Annotated in this window: 15 protein-coding genes; 4 read left to right on the forward strand and 11 right to left on the reverse strand. The window is 32.7% G+C overall.

The annotated features are described in order from the left end of the window. Positions 1-645: 645 nt before the first annotated feature. Together IMX26_RS03690 and IMX26_RS03695 are read right to left on the reverse strand one after the other, a co-directional pair. The gene (locus tag IMX26_RS03690; protein WP_195160346.1) at positions 646-1,026 is read right to left on the reverse strand and encodes a DUF4363 family protein; all 381 of its coding nucleotides are present in this window, start codon (positions 1,024-1,026) and stop codon (positions 646-648) included. Between the two features lie 20 nt (positions 1,027-1,046). Continuing rightward, positions 1,047-1,697: a YetF domain-containing protein gene (locus tag IMX26_RS03695; RefSeq protein WP_195160347.1), complete on the reverse strand. Its 651-nt coding sequence runs from the start codon at positions 1,695-1,697 to the stop codon at positions 1,047-1,049. A gap of 165 nt (positions 1,698-1,862) precedes the next feature. On the opposite strand from IMX26_RS03695, the gene IMX26_RS03700 reads away from it, so the two are divergent. The 3 genes from IMX26_RS03700 (at position 1,863) to IMX26_RS18070 (ending at position 4,016) form a co-directional block, all read left to right on the forward strand. After that, the gene (locus IMX26_RS03700; protein WP_243259308.1) at positions 1,863-2,639 is read left to right on the forward strand and encodes a putative hydro-lyase; all 777 of its coding nucleotides are present in this window, start codon (positions 1,863-1,865) and stop codon (positions 2,637-2,639) included. 11 nt (positions 2,640-2,650) lie between these two features. Beyond that, the gene (locus IMX26_RS03705; RefSeq protein ID WP_195160349.1) at positions 2,651-3,529 is read left to right on the forward strand and encodes a DUF4392 domain-containing protein; all 879 of its coding nucleotides are present in this window, start codon (positions 2,651-2,653) and stop codon (positions 3,527-3,529) included. 355 nt (positions 3,530-3,884) lie between these two features. Next, positions 3,885-4,016 (forward strand): hypothetical protein, encoded by a 132-nt coding sequence (locus IMX26_RS18070; RefSeq protein ID WP_279324884.1) that lies wholly within the window; start codon positions 3,885-3,887, stop codon positions 4,014-4,016. Between the two features lie 83 nt (positions 4,017-4,099). Here the strand turns inward: IMX26_RS18070 and IMX26_RS03710 are convergent, their stop codons facing one another. Both IMX26_RS03710 and IMX26_RS03715 read right to left on the reverse strand, forming a co-directional pair. Further along, positions 4,100-4,708 (reverse strand): hypothetical protein, encoded by a 609-nt coding sequence (locus IMX26_RS03710; protein ID WP_195160350.1) that lies wholly within the window; start codon positions 4,706-4,708, stop codon positions 4,100-4,102. A gap of 526 nt (positions 4,709-5,234) precedes the next feature. Further along, complete coding sequence (locus IMX26_RS03715) at positions 5,235-6,512, reverse strand: adenylosuccinate synthase (RefSeq protein WP_195160351.1); 1,278 nt, start codon at positions 6,510-6,512, stop codon at positions 5,235-5,237. A gap of 300 nt (positions 6,513-6,812) precedes the next feature. On the opposite strand from IMX26_RS03715, the gene IMX26_RS03720 reads away from it, so the two are divergent. Further along, a complete protein-coding gene (locus IMX26_RS03720) occupies positions 6,813-7,985 on the forward strand; it encodes an amidohydrolase (protein ID WP_195160352.1) in 1,173 nt (390 codons plus the stop codon). A gap of 396 nt (positions 7,986-8,381) precedes the next feature. Here IMX26_RS03720 and IMX26_RS03725 read toward each other — a convergent pair whose 3' ends face one another. From IMX26_RS03725 to IMX26_RS03755, 7 genes are all read right to left on the reverse strand, one after another. Then, the gene (locus tag IMX26_RS03725; RefSeq protein ID WP_195160353.1) at positions 8,382-9,683 is read right to left on the reverse strand and encodes an amidohydrolase; all 1,302 of its coding nucleotides are present in this window, start codon (positions 9,681-9,683) and stop codon (positions 8,382-8,384) included. Positions 9,684-9,699: 16 nt separating this feature from the next. Further along, on the reverse strand, positions 9,700-10,923 hold the full coding sequence (locus tag IMX26_RS03730; RefSeq protein WP_195160354.1) for an NAD(P)/FAD-dependent oxidoreductase: 1,224 nt from the start codon (positions 10,921-10,923) through the stop codon (positions 9,700-9,702). Between the two features lie 4 nt (positions 10,924-10,927). Beyond that, positions 10,928-11,815 (reverse strand): nitroreductase family protein, encoded by an 888-nt coding sequence (locus IMX26_RS03735; RefSeq protein WP_195160355.1) that lies wholly within the window; start codon positions 11,813-11,815, stop codon positions 10,928-10,930. 3 nt (positions 11,816-11,818) lie between these two features. Continuing rightward, positions 11,819-12,562, reverse strand: a complete 744-nt coding sequence (locus IMX26_RS03740) for a SagB/ThcOx family dehydrogenase (protein WP_195160356.1) — start codon at positions 12,560-12,562, stop codon at positions 11,819-11,821. Positions 12,563-12,821: 259 nt separating this feature from the next. After that, positions 12,822-14,156, reverse strand: a complete 1,335-nt coding sequence (locus IMX26_RS03745; RefSeq protein ID WP_195160357.1) for a CapA family protein — start codon at positions 14,154-14,156, stop codon at positions 12,822-12,824. Positions 14,157-14,574: 418 nt separating this feature from the next. Then, positions 14,575-14,943 carry a hypothetical protein gene (locus IMX26_RS03750; protein WP_195160358.1) on the reverse strand — a complete coding sequence of 123 codons (369 nt, stop codon included), beginning with the start codon at positions 14,941-14,943 and terminating at the stop codon, positions 14,575-14,577. 95 nt (positions 14,944-15,038) lie between these two features. Further along, positions 15,039-16,778 carry a proline--tRNA ligase gene (locus tag IMX26_RS03755; protein ID WP_195160359.1) on the reverse strand — a complete coding sequence of 580 codons (1,740 nt, stop codon included), beginning with the start codon at positions 16,776-16,778 and terminating at the stop codon, positions 15,039-15,041. Between the last annotated feature and the right edge of the window lie 10 nt (positions 16,779-16,788).

The raw sequence follows: 16,788 nt of genomic DNA on the forward strand, positions 1-16,788 counted from the left end.
ACCTAATCATCCACTACGGAATCACACTGAGGTGATTCCCTACCAGTTCACTTTTAATTGGATTCACCGTAGTGAACAATTCTGTGTTGTTCAATTGTTTATTATTGCCTATACTTTAATGAAATTGAAGATATTTTTCTTATAACTTACAATGGAATCACACTGAGGTGATTCCCTACCAGTTCACTTTTGATTGTATACACCGTAGTGAACAACCTCTGTGTTGTTCAATTGTTTATTATTGCCTTATACTTTAATGAAATTGAAAATAATTTTCTTATAACTTACAACGGAATCACACTGAGGTGATTCCCTACAAGTTCAATTTTTAATTGGATTCACCGTAGTGAACAACCTCTGTGTTGTTCAATTGTTTATTATTGCCTTATACTTTAATGAAATTGAAGATATTTTTCTTATAACTTATACGGAATCACACTGAGGTGATTCCCTACCAGTTCAATTTTTAATTGTATACACCGTAGTGAACAACCTCTGTGTTGTTCAATTGTTTATTATTGCCTTATACTTTAATGAAATTGAAGATATTTTTCTTATAACTTATACGGAATCACACTGAGGTGATTCCCTACCAGTTCAATTTTGATTGTGTTCACGCTGGTGATTTATCTCTAGTAACATTATTTATACAATATTGCTCAATCTAAATTCATATTTACCCCTTACCTGTTCAAGTATTTTCCTTAAACTAACAAGCTCAGGAAATAGCAAGTATTTATCGTTTAAAATATTTTCCCCATCAATTTTAGCTATGGCAATTTCAATTTTATCTAGCTCATCATGGTCTATAAAGTATGCTAATCTTGTATGTTTGTCTGGCCACATAGCAGTTAACTCAGCAATTTTCTGTTTTACAGTAGTCCAATCTTCAGCGTCTGTTGCGTTTTCAATTTCAATTACTATGTCATATGCTTCATTTAAGTAAGTATTTAAAATATGAGACATATAAATACCTAAGCCGTAGACTATTATTATTAACACTAAACCAATATACAGAGATTTCACTAAATATCATCCTAACGTATTTAATTTGCTGTAGCCTGAATAAAGTATGTACCGTCAGTCTCTCTATACATAATTAAACAATCTTTATAACTATTTATATTTTCGGCCTTTAACGCCTCATCTATTTCCTTCTCTTCAATTTTCAGTCTAGCTAATTTTTTCCTTATTAAATAGCCATCATTAATTAATACTGCAGGCAATACCTTTTGGGGCTTATTAGTAGGTGCTGGGTTTCGTAAAATAACACTTATGTTACCAGAGACCTCCATAATAGCATAGGCAATTTCTGATAAATTGGCGTGTCCTTGCATTCTTATTTGCTCAATAATATCATCTATGCTAACTCTATTTCTTCTAATCTCATCTTCCTCGAACCTTCCGTTATTGATTATCACACTTGGTTCTCCTGATATCATGGCTCTAAATCTTTGAAATTTCATAGCAAAAAATGAAAATAATATTTGAACAAACATTAAAGTAAATAAAGGCAAAATACCTGAATACAAAGGTACTGATATGTCGCCCATAGGTACAGAAATAAGGTCAGCTATTAGGATAACTAAAACAAACTCAAAAGGCTCTAGTTGGCCAATTACAGATTTACCCATTAAACGCATAACGCTTATCATTGCAATGTATAATATAACTGCTCTAATTCCTGATATTAGCACTTTACTTCTCCTGACAAAGTTTTTTTTAGTTTGCACATTTATTCATTTTTTATTTACTTTGCTAACATAAACCTTATATAAATAATAAATTTTATAATAAACACTTGCTACGCAGCTTATACCAGTATAAAATTAAAGCGTAATTTTTAAAGGGGAATGAATACTATGTTCAAAACAGGTAAACAATTACGAGAATCTGTACGCAATGGTTGTTTTAAACTGTCTACTTCTGGACAAGCTCCAGGATATGTACAAGCAAACTTAGTTATTTTAGAAAAAGATTGGGCTTGGGATTTTCTTTTGTTTGCTCAAAGAAATCCAAAACCCTGCCCTGTGCTTGAGGTTGGCGATGCTGGCTCACCCTTTACAACTAAATTAGCCAAGAATGCTGACATAAGAAAAGATATACCTAAATACCGTATCTATAAACACGGTCAGTTAACTAACGAAGTTTATGACATTGATAATATTTGGCAAGATAATTTTGTTTTCTTTCTAATTGGCTGTAGTTTTTCTTTTGAACAAGCTTTAATTAATGCCTCATTAGAAATAAGAAATATTACTGAAAACGTAAATGTACCTATGTATATAACTAACAAGTTATGTAAACCTGCTGGAAAATTTAAACCCAGCCCTACAGTAGTTAGTATGCGTCCATTTAAGGCGCTTGATGTTATTAAAGCAGTTGAAATAACAAGCCAGTTTCCTCATGTACATGGTAGCCCTATTCACTTAGGTGACCCTAGCATAATTGGCATTAAGGATATAAACAAACCCGATTTTGGCTCTACTGTAACTATAAAAGCTGGTGAAATGCCTGTGTTTTGGGCATGTGGAGTAACTCCCCAATTGGCTGCAATAACTAGTAAACCGCCAATCATGATTACTCATGCACCAGGGTATATGTTTGTTAGCGATGTTAAGGAATCAGAGTTAAAATAAAGGAGAATAACATGAAAGAACTAGCCCAAAAGCTTGAAAATATTATTTTTCAAGATCCAGGTAATAGAAAACTCCGTAACTGGGCTCATAAAGGAGATTTATATAATACAGTAAAGTCCTTATATAATGCTAAACATATTTTATTAACAACTGGGTTTTATATACTAGGATCAAATACTATAGAAACAGATGGACCTCCTGGAGCAATTATCTTAGCAAAAGCTCTAGAGAACATAGGAAAAAAGGTAACTGTAGTAGTAGATAATCACTCTAAAGATATCATGATACAAGGCGCTAAAAGCTTAAATTTTAATATTACCCTAAAGTGTTTAGAACCACAGACAACGCCTAGTTTAAGCTGCTTAGTAAATAAAGAAACTACTCACTTTATTTCAATTGAAAGACCTGGCCAGTCTGTTAATGGAAACTATTATAATCACAGAGGTTTATCTATTAGCGAATATCATGCAATTTTAGATCCAGCTTTTAAAAATGCGACAAGTGAAGGAATTGTAACTATTGGAATTGGTGATGGTGGTAACGAAATGGGCATGGGAAGTATGGCACGAGCAATTTCTCGTTACGTAAAGGCAGGCAACCTTATTGGCTCTACTACCTCAGCAAATTTATGCATATGTGCTGGTGTTAGCAACTGGGCTGCTTATGCTATAGTTGCTTTATTATCGTCATTTGCCAATACAATTTTGTTACCCACTAAAAGTGAGTTAGTTTTACTGCTTAATGCAATTGCTGAAGCTGGAGCTGTTGATGGAATAAGTGGCAAACAGGAACCTACTGTTGATGGTTTAGAGCAAAAGTGGGAGACTGGGATTTTGCAATCACTTACTGATACAGCAACTGCATATATGGAAGTTGCTTCTGCAAAGTAACAAGAATTTTTTTACAAGTAAATAATGTTAATATTATTAAGGCTGTCACATTAGCAGAATCAAAAAATGCTAATATAACAGCCTATTTATAATTAAAATTCTTATGTTTTCTTATATAAATACACCCCCCTTTTAAATACCTTATTGCTGTGTTTTGTAATAACTAATATGAAGTAATATCTTTAATATATAATTGGTATTTATTAATTTATTTATAATAATTATCCATTTTATTAATTTAAACTTTTATATTATTATATTTTTCTACAATTTTCCATATAGTTATGGTAATATGTATTTAGGGATATGATTATATTTATAATCAATATTCTCAATTATTTATGGGAGGTACATTATGATTTTTTTAGTTAATCCAAACAGTATTGTAACAATGTCTTGTAATATTTATGATCCCCCCTGTACCCAACTGTGCACAAATTTAGGTGGTGGCTGTCCTAGACGTGGTTCAGAAGAACATCCACAGTAATCAGTTTACATAGAGATATTATAACGAACACAATTAACAAACAATGTAACTAAAATGAGTGAGGTTAGCAATAGCTACCTCACTCATTTTATTTGTGTTTCTTTTAATATTTTATAAGTTAAACTTCTTCCGTAAACCTGCTCCCCTACATTATTGCTCAAGATACCCTTCACTTCTTGTAATAAAAGTTTAGCTTGAATCATTCTTCGCCATCGTATTGGGTTACGTGATACTAAGGCATCTTTAAACATATTATTAGCTGTTGTAATATCGTGTTTAATAATATTACCGACTCTTAAAGTTGCAATATCTTCATTAGCATTTACAGCAATAGTTTTATCACTGAACTGCTGGTGTGAAAAGATATAATCTGCCATTTTCTTATCTACAATAAACACACCTAAGGTAGTACTGTGAAAAATATTTCCACTGGCTTTTAAATTACTTATGTATCTATCTATATCTTCTATATGTGTATTTACAGTTGCAATAAGTAATTCAACACTTTCTCCTTCACTATTTAAGGTTTCAATAAATTTGGCTGAGGAGGCTGGTACTACGCCAGCTAACTTTGGTACATGTAGCAAATATGCGTAAAGCAAATTAAGAATAACTACTACAAATATAATACTTGAAAACCAAAAAGCGACCTTTGTTGTTTTAGATAAATCTTTTAAAAATCTTAATTTCATATTATCACCATTATATTTTTATGAGAGCTAATCAAAAATTATGTTTAGTTTTAATGTAAATAACTTATTTTAAGATTGACACCACTAGTTTTTGCTATTATAGTTTCTATTAATTTATATTTTATACCTTTTTTTAGTTATAAATATATTTATTGAATTTTTTATTGCAATTTACTACATTAATGTTATAATTATCACTATTAGTATGTAAAATTTACTGGAGGTATATTATGAAATTTTTAGTTCTTCCTAACAACGTTGTTACTCCTTGCTGTGAAGGTTACACACCATGTTATGCATTAAGTGGTGGCGGCGGTGATGGAGATCCACTTTATCCCTATTAATATGAATAATAATTAATTTACATAATTTCAGGTATCATAAAATAATTTCCCTTTCTTTCACTTTTACGTTAAAGAATTAGGTACATTACAGACAGCTAGCTATTAAAAGCCAAAAAACCTACACTCTTGTTAGAGTATAGGTTTTTTAATAGCGTGAAATGTTAACTTTTAGAGTCTTAACATTACCATACTTTTTTAAGAATAACAGTTTGTTGTCTCTCTGGACCTACTGAAAACATTTTTATTTCTGTGCCTACTTTTTTCTCAATAAAGCTTAAGTATTTCTTAACATTATCTGGCAAATCATTGTATCTCTTTACGCCTGTAATGTCTTCATCCCAACCTGCTAAGGTTTCAAATACTGGCTCACTTGCTAATAATATTTTTTCACTTGCAGGGTACTCATTAATAATCTCACCATTATATTTGTAACCAATACAAACTTTAACTTCTGGTAAACCAGATAGAACATCGAGTGAGTTAACAGTTAATCCAGTTACACCTGCAACCCTGCATGAATGTTTTACTACAACAGCATCAAACCAACCCACTCTGCGTGGTCTACCTGTTACTGTACCATATTCTCTACCTATTTCTCTTATTCTGTCTCCAGTGTTATCATTTAGCTCAGTAGGAAATACTCCCTCACCTACTCGAGATGTATAGGCTTTAACTACACCAATTACCTCTTTTATATGGGTAGGACCAACACCTGATCCAACACAAAAACCAATTGGATTAGATGATGTAACAAAAGGATAAGTGCCATGATCATAGTCGAGCATTGTTCCTTGTGCACCCTCAAATAAAATATTTTGATTTTCACATAAGCTATCGTTTAAAAGAGCCGATGTATCTACAACAAACGGTCTCATTAATTCTGCTAATTCTAGGTATTCTGTAAGTATTTCATTATAATCTACAGGGGTTCCATTGTAAACTTTAGTAATCCACAGATTTTTTTCTATTACTTGTTGCTCTAATTTTTGGGCAAATGTATCTGGCTCAATTAAGTCACATACTCTTATACCTGAACGTATTGCTTTATCGGTATAAGCAGGTCCAATACCCTTTTTAGTTGTTCCTATTGCTCTGCTACCTCTTGCTTTTTCTTGCAACTCATCTAGCACATTATGATAGGGCAATATTACATGAGCTCTATTGCTAATTTTTAAGTTATCTGTTGAATATCCTTCATTATGAAGATACTCTATTTCTTCTTTTAATACACGGGGGTCTATCACCATTCCGTTACCCATCACACATATTTTATTACTATTAAATATGCCAGAAGGAATAAGTCTTAATGCATGTCTTTTATTGCCAATAACAATAGTATGTCCTGCATTATTTCCTCCTTGGTATCTCGCAATGATATCTGAATTTTTTGCTAAAAAATCCGTTATCTTCCCTTTTCCTTCGTCTCCCCATTGTGTTCCAAGTACTACAACTGCTGGCATGAGCAGCACCTCCCATTTAAATGAAAGAACTTAATTACAAAACAATACTACTACATCATTCGTTTCAATGCAAATATTATTTTTAGATTTTACATTTTTTTGGCTTTTTAATTAAATATAATTAGTAAATCACGAACATTATTATTATATAGCATATTTATAATTCGTTTTTTATGAAATTTGCATATACATTGTATAAAATATTATGTATAAATAAATTAAATTTTATTTCGATAATTGAAGGATATTTTAATGTTACTTAGAATAAATAAATGTATTACAAATAAGGAGTGTGATTATATGTTTAACATTAAAAATGATGTAAATGAATTATATCCAAAGGTAAAAGAATTACGTCGTCAAATTCACATGAATCCTGAGATAGCTTTTAAAGAGTTTAAAACCTCTGCATTAGCTGAAAAGGTTTTAGTTGATGCTGGTATAGAAGTAGAAAAGCAGGCTAATTCAACAGCAGTAATAGGTATATTACGAGGCGGAAAACCAGGTAAAACAATTGCTTTACGAGCAGACATGGACGCCCTACCCCTTAACGAAGAGGTTGAATGGGAAGGCAAATCCCAGGTTGATGGAGTTATGCATGCTTGTGGACACGATATGCATACTGCAATTTTAATGGGTGTTGCCAGTATCTTAGGTCAACATAAAGAAGACGTTCCTGGTACTGTTAAGTTTCTTTTTCAGCCTGCCGAGGAATGCCCTCCAGGTGGAGCTAAACCTATGATTGAAGCTGGTGCTCTAAAAAATCCAGATGTAGATATGGTGTTTGGTTTACATGTAACAACCCGTGATGAAGTTGGAAAAGTAAAAGTTAACTATAAATATAGCTCAGCTAATTCTGATAGATGCAATATTACCATTAAAGGTAAGGGTGGACACGGCGCTTATCCACAAGGTACAGTAGATGCAGTAGTAGTGGCCTCACACGTTGTAGTTGCTCTGCAAACTATTGTAAGTAGAAACGTTGCTCCACTAGAAAATGGTGTTATTTCAGTTGGTAGTATTCATTCTGGAACTGTTAACAATATTATTTCAGAAACTGCTAAATTGCAAATAACTTGTCGTAGCCTTACCCCTGAAGTACGCGAGTTATTAGAAGATCGTATTAAATCAGTGACTAAAGGTATTTGTGATGCTATGGGTGCAACTGCAACCGTAGATTATCAATATGGCTACTCTTCTACACCTAATGACGATAATGCTGCTGATATTGTTAAAGCAGTTGCTTTAAATGTTGTTGGTGAAGAAAACACTATTATTAATAGTACACCGTCTATGGGCGGAGAAGATTTCTCTTTCTTTGCTATGGAAGTACCTGGCGCTTTTTATAATATTGGAGCTAAGCCAGATGGTGAGCCATACCCAGGTCATAATCCTAAATTCTTTGTAAAAGAAGAAGCCTTAAAAACAGGTATGGAAATGATGTTAAATATCGTTTTTGAAGCTAATAAATAATAAAAATACGACTCTTACGAGTCGTATTTTTATTATTTATAGACTTGTTTCGCATTGCGGTTTGGGTATTTTGATTACAGCAAAATACGGGGGTGGGCTCACGCTTTGCGTTTCACGGAGTGGATATCCCTTTGGGATATGGGGTGGTTCGCTTTGCTCACGGTAATATGCTCGCTAAAAACCGCATCGCATATCACGTAAGTGAAACGAAACGTAAAATTCCGTTTGCTAAGCAAACCCAAACCGTGTTCAAAGAACACCATCGCCACGAAGCCCTAAAGGGGCTAGTCCACCCCGTTTTGACTTGTCAAAACCCACAACACGATGCAATATGTTTTATGGACTGAAGCGTAATAAAATCATTACCTCAAAATAAAAATAAAAGCGAGTCCAACCTTATTTCAATATATCAAATGCCATTAATGAAAAAATACTTATTGCTTTTGGTAAAGCTGACTCATCAAAATCAAAATCTGCTGTATGGTGTGCCCAGCCACCTAAATCAGCACCTATACCCATAAATGTTGCCATGCCACCATTTTGTTGTACACGTGACATCATATAGGTAAAGTCTTCGCTTCCGCCACCTTTTCCTGGTAAGGCTGAAATATTAGAAAATAAATCAGTTCTTTGAGCAACTTTCATTACTCTATTTGCTAATTTTTCATCACTTTGTCCACTTTGTGCACCACCCATGGCTTTAACTTCTATAGTACAGCCATGCATAGCTGCAGCGTTCTCTAAAACTCTTATAGCATAGTTATACATATATTGACTTAACTCGGTTGTTTGGCCACGGGTTTCAACTGCCAAGTGAGCCGATGGGGCTATAACATTTCTACCAGAACCAGCGTTAAATCTACCAATATTAATGCGAGTAGCTCCACCGCTATTACGTGGAATTGCATAAAGGTTAACTACAGCTGTAGCTGCTGCTAATAAAGCATTATCACCTTTTTGGGGAGCTCCACCAGCATGAGCAGGTGCACCCTTAAAGAATACATCGAATTTATCTGTGGCTAAAAAGTTTCCTCTACCACAGGCTAAATTACCAGTAGGTGTACCGCTTCCTAAATGGCTAGCTAACATGTAATCAACATCATCAACTACTCCAGCATTCACCATAGCTTTAGCACCTCTAACACCCTCTTCTGCTGGTTGAAACACTAGTTTTACTGTACCTTTTAAAGAGTCTTTTAACTCAGCTAAGACTACCGCAACACCCATACCAATTGAAGCATGTCCGTCGTGACCACAAGAGTGCATAGCTTTATCATTTACTGAAGCAAAACCCTCAATAACTGGCCGATGGTTTTCTGCATCTGTTTCTTTCATGTCTACAGCGTCAATATCAAAACGCATACCTACGGTAGGGCCTTCACCACAACGTAAAATTCCTACAACACCAGTAAAACCACCCTTTGTTTGAGGTAAAAACTGCTCGATTGCACCCTGTTGTTTTGCTCTTTCGTAATGCATTTCAAGTTCTTTTTCAGAAGGTAGACCCATTCTATCTTCTGCCTTAAGTATTTCTTTACCTAAATGAACTTCATAACCTAAATCTGTTAAATGTTTTGCTATAATTGTTGTTGTTCTAAACTCGGTCCATGCAGATTCTGCATGTTTATGAATATCTCTGCGCCATTCAACTACCCTGTTTTCAATTCTTTTAACAATTGCCTCAATCTTATTTTTCATTTTTATCTCCCCTTCTTTAAGCGTTTAAACCTGCAACATATCCTGTTGCAAATGCAGCTTGTAAATTAAAACCACCTGTTTTACCATCTAAGTCTAACACTTCACCTACAAAATATAAACCTTTACATAGGTTAGACTGCATTGTACTAGGATTAATTTGCTTTAAGTGCACACCCCCAACAGTTATCATCGCTTCATCAAAACCTCTACATGACTTTATGGCTATTTTAAACTGTTTTAATTTGTGAATTATTTGATTTATTTCTTTTTTCTTAACATGACTGGCCTGTTTATTACCATCAATTTCACAACTGCTAAGTAAATAGTACATAAATCTTTCAGATACTAGACTAGTTAAAATATTTTTTAACAGTTTTTTATTATTATTACTAAGCATTTTATTTAATTTAGCACATAAGTCTTCATTTGTTGTAGTAGGCAATAGGTCAATCAACAAGTGAACTTCTTTTTTTTCATTTATTGCCACAAACCTACTTAAATTAATAATTGCAGGACCACTTACCCCATAATGGGTAAAGATGAAATCTCCTTGCTCACTAGCAACTAACTTGTTTTTAACATAAACTTTTACTAAAACATTACTGAGGCTTAAACCCTTTAGTACATGGATATTTGAACTTAGCGAGTTTAGTCCTGTAAGTCCAGGCTTAATATTAATAATTTTATGACCTGTTTGCTCTGCAAACTTATAGCCTGCTCCATCACTGCCTGTATTTACATAAGATTTACCACCAGTAGCTACAATAACTGCAGAGCAGTTAATTGTTTCTTTATTTGTTAATACACCTATTACTTTATTACTATTAGTGATAATGTTTTTCACTTCACAGCTATATATTATAGCTACTTTGTTTTTATTAAGATTGTCTAAAAAAACATTTAAAACATCAATAGAGTGTTGAGACTTTGGGAAAACCCTATTGTTAGCCTCTTGTATTAAACTTAAACCATTTTTTTGCAACCAGTTCATAAGATTTGTGCTAGAAAAGTGATGTAATGCTTTGTATAAAAATTTTCCTTTTTTATAAAACGCTTTAATAACTTCACTATTCTCTACTGCATTACAAACATTACATCTACCATTGCCAGTTAATAATAGCTTTTTTCCTGCTCTACTGTTTTTTTCTAATAATACTACCCTCTTACCCTGTTCTGCAGCAGTAATTGCAGCCATCATACCAGAGGGACCAGCTCCTATTACAACAACATCAGTTTTCATTTAATCATTCCGTCCAAAAATTAAATCCTTGCTTTTTATAGTATTCAAAAACACGCTTATTATGGGCTCTGAGCTTTATAGGGTTGTAGTGATGTCCTAATCTATACTGAGCTCTATTTATACCCTGTTGTTGTTCAATTCTGTTAACAACGGTATCTGCATACTCTTCATCATGTACTTCTTTGCTTATTTCATATAACTCAGCTTTATATTTTTCTAAAACCTCTCCCGTCATTTTCTGTAACCAATTTTGGTATTTTTTATTAACCATTTCCTCTTGAATTTCTTCTTCACTCATTGAGTGATAGCTTTCATTGTGTATTATAACCTCTTTACTTAATTTTTTACGTAAATGACCTTGTAAATGACCCTTTTTTCCCTCTTTTGCATAACCCAAACAACTCATTACTACCGGAATTGTAAGGGCTGGTAAGTTAAGTAGCTCTTTTAAGGCCTCGTAGTTATAGTTAACTGTTCCAATATAAATACTATCTACACCTAATAAGGTTGCAGCACATTCTACACTTTGAGCAACACACATTACATCTTCCATAGTGATAATAAAATCTACAAAGGAATTTTGTTTCCCAAACGGAGCATTTTGCAATTCTGCCCATGAATGAAGTCTATGGTAATCAAGAATATATACTAACAAGGTATCAGCATCTTCTATAAAACCCTGTCCACACAACTCTCTTATTTTGTGTTTTCGCTCTTTATCTCGAACCATTATCACACTAACAGGCTGTAAATTACCACCGCTAGCGGCTCTTACACCTACGTCTAATATTTCATTTAAAACATTATCTTCTATAACTTTATTACTAAACTGTCTACAGCTGTATCTGTTTTTTAAGGCATTTAGTGCCTGCTTAGTATGCTCATTAATCATACTTTACACCTTCTTTTTTCCAACAGTCGCTACATAAACAGCAAACTGCTGCTCTCCATCTAATCCTAGTAGTGAATCTAGTTCATCATCTTTGTAAGCAGCAATAGCACAACATCCACTATTTATAGCTTCACAAGCTAAATAGAGGTTTTGGCATACATGTCCTGCATCTAAATAAAAATAACGATATCCACGCTCTCCATAACGCCAATACGTACGGTATTGTACAGCTGTCCATATAAATGTTACGGCAGAATTTTTAACCATAGCTTGACCAACACAGGCTGCTGTTATTTTATCTGCCATATCAACATCGCTATTTACAAGTTCTAAAGTATGATTTAATGGTAAATACCTATATAAACCCTGTTGTAAACTAGTTACATTGTTAATTAATAAATAGGTTTCGAAGGGGTGTCTACACCCTGCTGAAGGCACTGTTCTTAAAGTAGCTGGTCTTTTAGTAACTTCTTTAATGCCTTGAGTAACCCATAATAAGTAAGATAATTCCTCTAAGCTAAGTGCTTCTTGTTTGTATAATCTTACACTAACTCTATTATTTATAGCTTCAGTTAAATCTACTTTGGCTATTTTAAGTTCTTGGGGTGATGGCAACTCAAACACTAAATGTGATTCATCATCCATAGGTAATACTAATGGTGGCTGAGGTAAACCTTTGTTTTGATCAGACTCGTCTAAATATCGGTATTTGGTATTCTCTACAAAATTCTTACCTTGATTTTTCATATTAAACAACCTCCTTGTATACAGTATATTTAACCATTTATGCTTAATCTCCTGCTTAATTTTCAGCTAAACTATAATTTTTATAATAAAATATTTCATATATCGAAGTATTTTAACTACTATCTAAATAAGAAAACATAAGGTAATACTTCTTTGGAATAGTGAAAGCATTAAAAAAAGCATAAAATAAAGATGTTTATTGATTTATTAGATAAAAAAATACTGACATTAGAAGTAGCCTTTGTCAGCATTTAAAAATTTATTTAATAGTAATAATCTCTTTTTTAAGAATAAATTCCGTATTAAATGTGGAACTTAGTTTCTTTATTTCATTATAAAACATACTTGTTTGTTGCTCGTTCATTGAACATGGCACTCCATTTATGGGCTTTAACGGATAGATTGTGGTGTTTAAAATTCCATCTTTAGATATTTCAATAACTGGAACAAAAGTTCTTCTACGATTGTATGGCGGAAATATAAAATTACCTAAGCTGTAACAAATAATACCATTTTTATATTTCTCTATTCCTTGAATTGAATGAGGATGGTGCCCTGTAATAATGTCTACTCCATTTTCAATTAATTTATGGGCTAATTCTACTTGTTTGTTGCTTGCTTGTTTACTCCTCTCTATGCCCCAATGTAAGGCAACTATCAAAATATCACACTCTTTTTTTACAGCCTTTACATCATCAATAATGTTATCACTTATATAATTAACTGCTATGTTATTATTCTTACCTTGCCACAAATCCTTATATACTGTTGGTATTGTGTTTATATCTACATATGATAGTAAACCTATTTTATAGTTTTTATATTCTACTATAACATGTTTACTGTCGTTATTAATTTGATTATGTTTATGTCCAAAACAAGTAATACCTGCATTTTCACAAATATTAACCGTATCTAGTAAAGCTTGTGGTCCATAGTCTAAGGCATGATTATTTGCTAAAGATACAGCCTTAATATTACCTGTAGTTAAAATCTTCACCGTATCAGGCTTAGCACGAAACCTATAGTTTTTTTGTTTCATTTCAGTACCTCTAGCGGAGATTGGGTTTTCTAAATTACCAATAATATAATTATTAGGATTTATAATTTCTTTATTTAACTTACTATAAGCATACTCAGGATTACCCTTGGCTAATTCTGCTTCGAGTTGATATAACAAAATATCCCCCAAAAGTGTTATTTTTATAGGCATACGTTTTTTAGTAGTAAAACTCCATGTTGTATTTTGAGAGCTAGCCTTTTTAATACCATTTTTTATTCCTTTATTTAAAGTTACTGTATAAGTGGTATTATATTCTAGGCCCTTTTTTGGTTTTAAAATAAGTCTTTCATTTTCTTTATCATAGTTCCAATCATACTCTAAAATAGGTTCAATATGTATTTTTTGAAGAACATTATTGGGATTTACGTCAGTGTTAAACTGCAAAACAAGCTTATCATTTACAGCAATACTATCACTTATTGGTTGATATGAAATTACTGCAATCTCTGACTTTTGCCAAAAATCAAACGATATAATAATAAGTAAAAAAACTAATAAAATAAATATAGCTACTAATGATGTTTTTTTCATAAGCCTACCTGTACCTTTATTTTTTAATAAGTAAATGACATAGATGACTATTTATCCTACTGTACTCATTTTCTGTAAATATGGTAATTTATAATTAAACAAATGTAAATATCATATTAGAGATATATTAGTAATTTTTCCTTATTATTTTATTATTTTTCTATAAAAAAACTGGATAGCTTTAAGCTCTCCAGTTTTTTTATGTTTATTAACACTCTACTAGTTTGTTCTATTTTGATTTTGATATGTGACAAAACACTTTTATAAGAATTATTCAGCAATTTAAAATACTTATATTATAGATGCCTAAGTATTATTTGAGTTATCTATATATGAGCTTTTTATTTCTCTTTTTATGTCGCACTTCATTTTACAATTTACCTCAATTAAAAAATGATATTACCTATATTGCTAAATGTTAGTATTCTTTCCCATTTATATAAACTGCAATACAGGTACCTGTAATTAATGCCGAAATAATAGAATATATAAACCGAACATGACCCCTCACTACTAAGTCCATAACAATAAAGGCCACAAAAGAAATAGACGTATTTTTAGCTATAACTTTTAATAGATTAATTTTTGAACCTTGCAGTGATTTTATCTCAAATACAATAGTTACTATAAACATTGCTCCAGTAACTAAAGCTAATATTACATAAAAGTATATAAAATGTGTTGGAAATAAATCAGTCATATCTGTATTTAACATTAAGGGTAATCCAAACGTTACTATTAAAAAAAACACTCCTACATATTTATTACATTTTCTAAGTATTTTCATTTAACTTTTCTCCACAAAATTTTCATTTTATTAAAATACTGGAGAACATAAAGCTCTCCAGTAAACTTTTAGATTATGTGTACATTGAATATTTACTAAGCCAATGTTACATCAAACTTTAATTCATCTATAACCCAATCTTTTATCTTATCGACTGCTATCATGGTTTTGTCTTCACTCTTACGCCACTTTACCTCAACTTCATTATTAGCTAGGCTTTTTTTACCTATAACAATACGTAGTGGTATGCCAATTAAGTCTATGTCTTTAAACTTAACACCATTACGCAACTTTCTGTCGTCAAATAAGGTCTCAATTCCAGCGTCTGCTAAGTCATTAGCTAAGTTTTCAGCTATTGTGAACGCTTCGTCACCCTCTTTACCAATTGGCACTACTACCACATGATAAGGAGCTATATTGACTGGCCACATTATACCATTATCATCATGGAACTCTTCAACAACACTAGCAACTAATCTGCCAACACCAATGCCATAACAACCCATTATTATTGGTAATTTATTGCCATCTGCTTCAGCAAATGTAGCATTAAATGCCTCAGTGTACTTTGTTCCAAGTTTAAATATATTACCAACTTCAACTCCCCTAGAGTGTTCTACTATTTTGCCACACTCAGGACACCGAGCCCCTTCTTTAACTTCTACAATATCTGCAATAATGTCTGCAGTAAAGTCTCTACCTAGGTTTACATTTTTAAGGTGATAATCTACTTTGTTTGCTCCTGCTACTAAATTCATTTCTTTTACCAATACATCATCAGCAATTACTTTAAAGCCTTTAATGCCAACAGGTGAAACAAATCCTGCTATTAAACCAGCCTCTTCCACTTCATTTAATTTTGCTGGTCTAAACTTATCTGTTTTTAATACAAAGGCCAGTTTTTTATCATTAAGATGCATATCGCCTCTTAATGCTATTAATACAATTTCATCTTCAATTTTATAAATTAAAGTTTTTAGTGTTTGGTTAGCATTAACACCTAAAAACTCTGCTACTTGAGCTATTTCTTTAGCCTTAGGAGTGTGCACTTCTTGCATTTCTGCTAACTCATCATTAGCATTAACTAGCTGTTTTTCTTGGGTAGCTACTTCCATATTGGCAGCATAACCACAGTTACGACAAATTACTAAGCGGTCTTCACCACTTTCTGTAACATACATATACTCATGTGACTCATTTCCGCCCATCATACCCGAGTCACCAGCAACCTTTACAACATCATCTAAACCAGACCTGTTATAAATATTAAAGTATGCTTGTGCTACTTGCTCATAATATTGGTCTAAATCTGCTTTATTTGTATGAAAGCTGTAAGCATCCTTCATTACAAACTCACGTACCCTAATTAATCCGCCACGAGCCCTTGGCTCATCTCTAAATTTTGTTTGAATGTGATATAACATAAAAGGCAATTGTTTATAACTATCAACCATGCTACGAACAATATCAGTAACTACCTCTTCATGGGTCATTGCGAGCACCATATCACGGTTATTTCTATCTTTAAACTTAAGCATTTCAGATATATTGGCTTGATACCTACCGCTTTCTTTCCATAAATCAGCCGAATGAGTTACTGGCATATTTAATTCTTGACCATTAATATTATCCATTTCCTCACGCAAAATTTGCTCTACCTTACGTAAAGTTCTATATAACATTGGCATGTAACTATAAATTCCTGAAGCTAACTGCTTCATCATTCCAGCTCTTACCAAGAGAGCATGACTAGCTAATTCAGCATCAGCTGGTGCATCTCGTAACGTTTTAATTAACATTTGCGACATATGTTTTGCTTTATACTTTTTAATCATTGTAATCCCC

Source organism: Clostridium sp. 'deep sea' (assembly GCF_014931565.1).
In the GTDB taxonomy this organism is placed as follows: Bacteria; Bacillota; UBA994; order PWPR01; family PWPR01.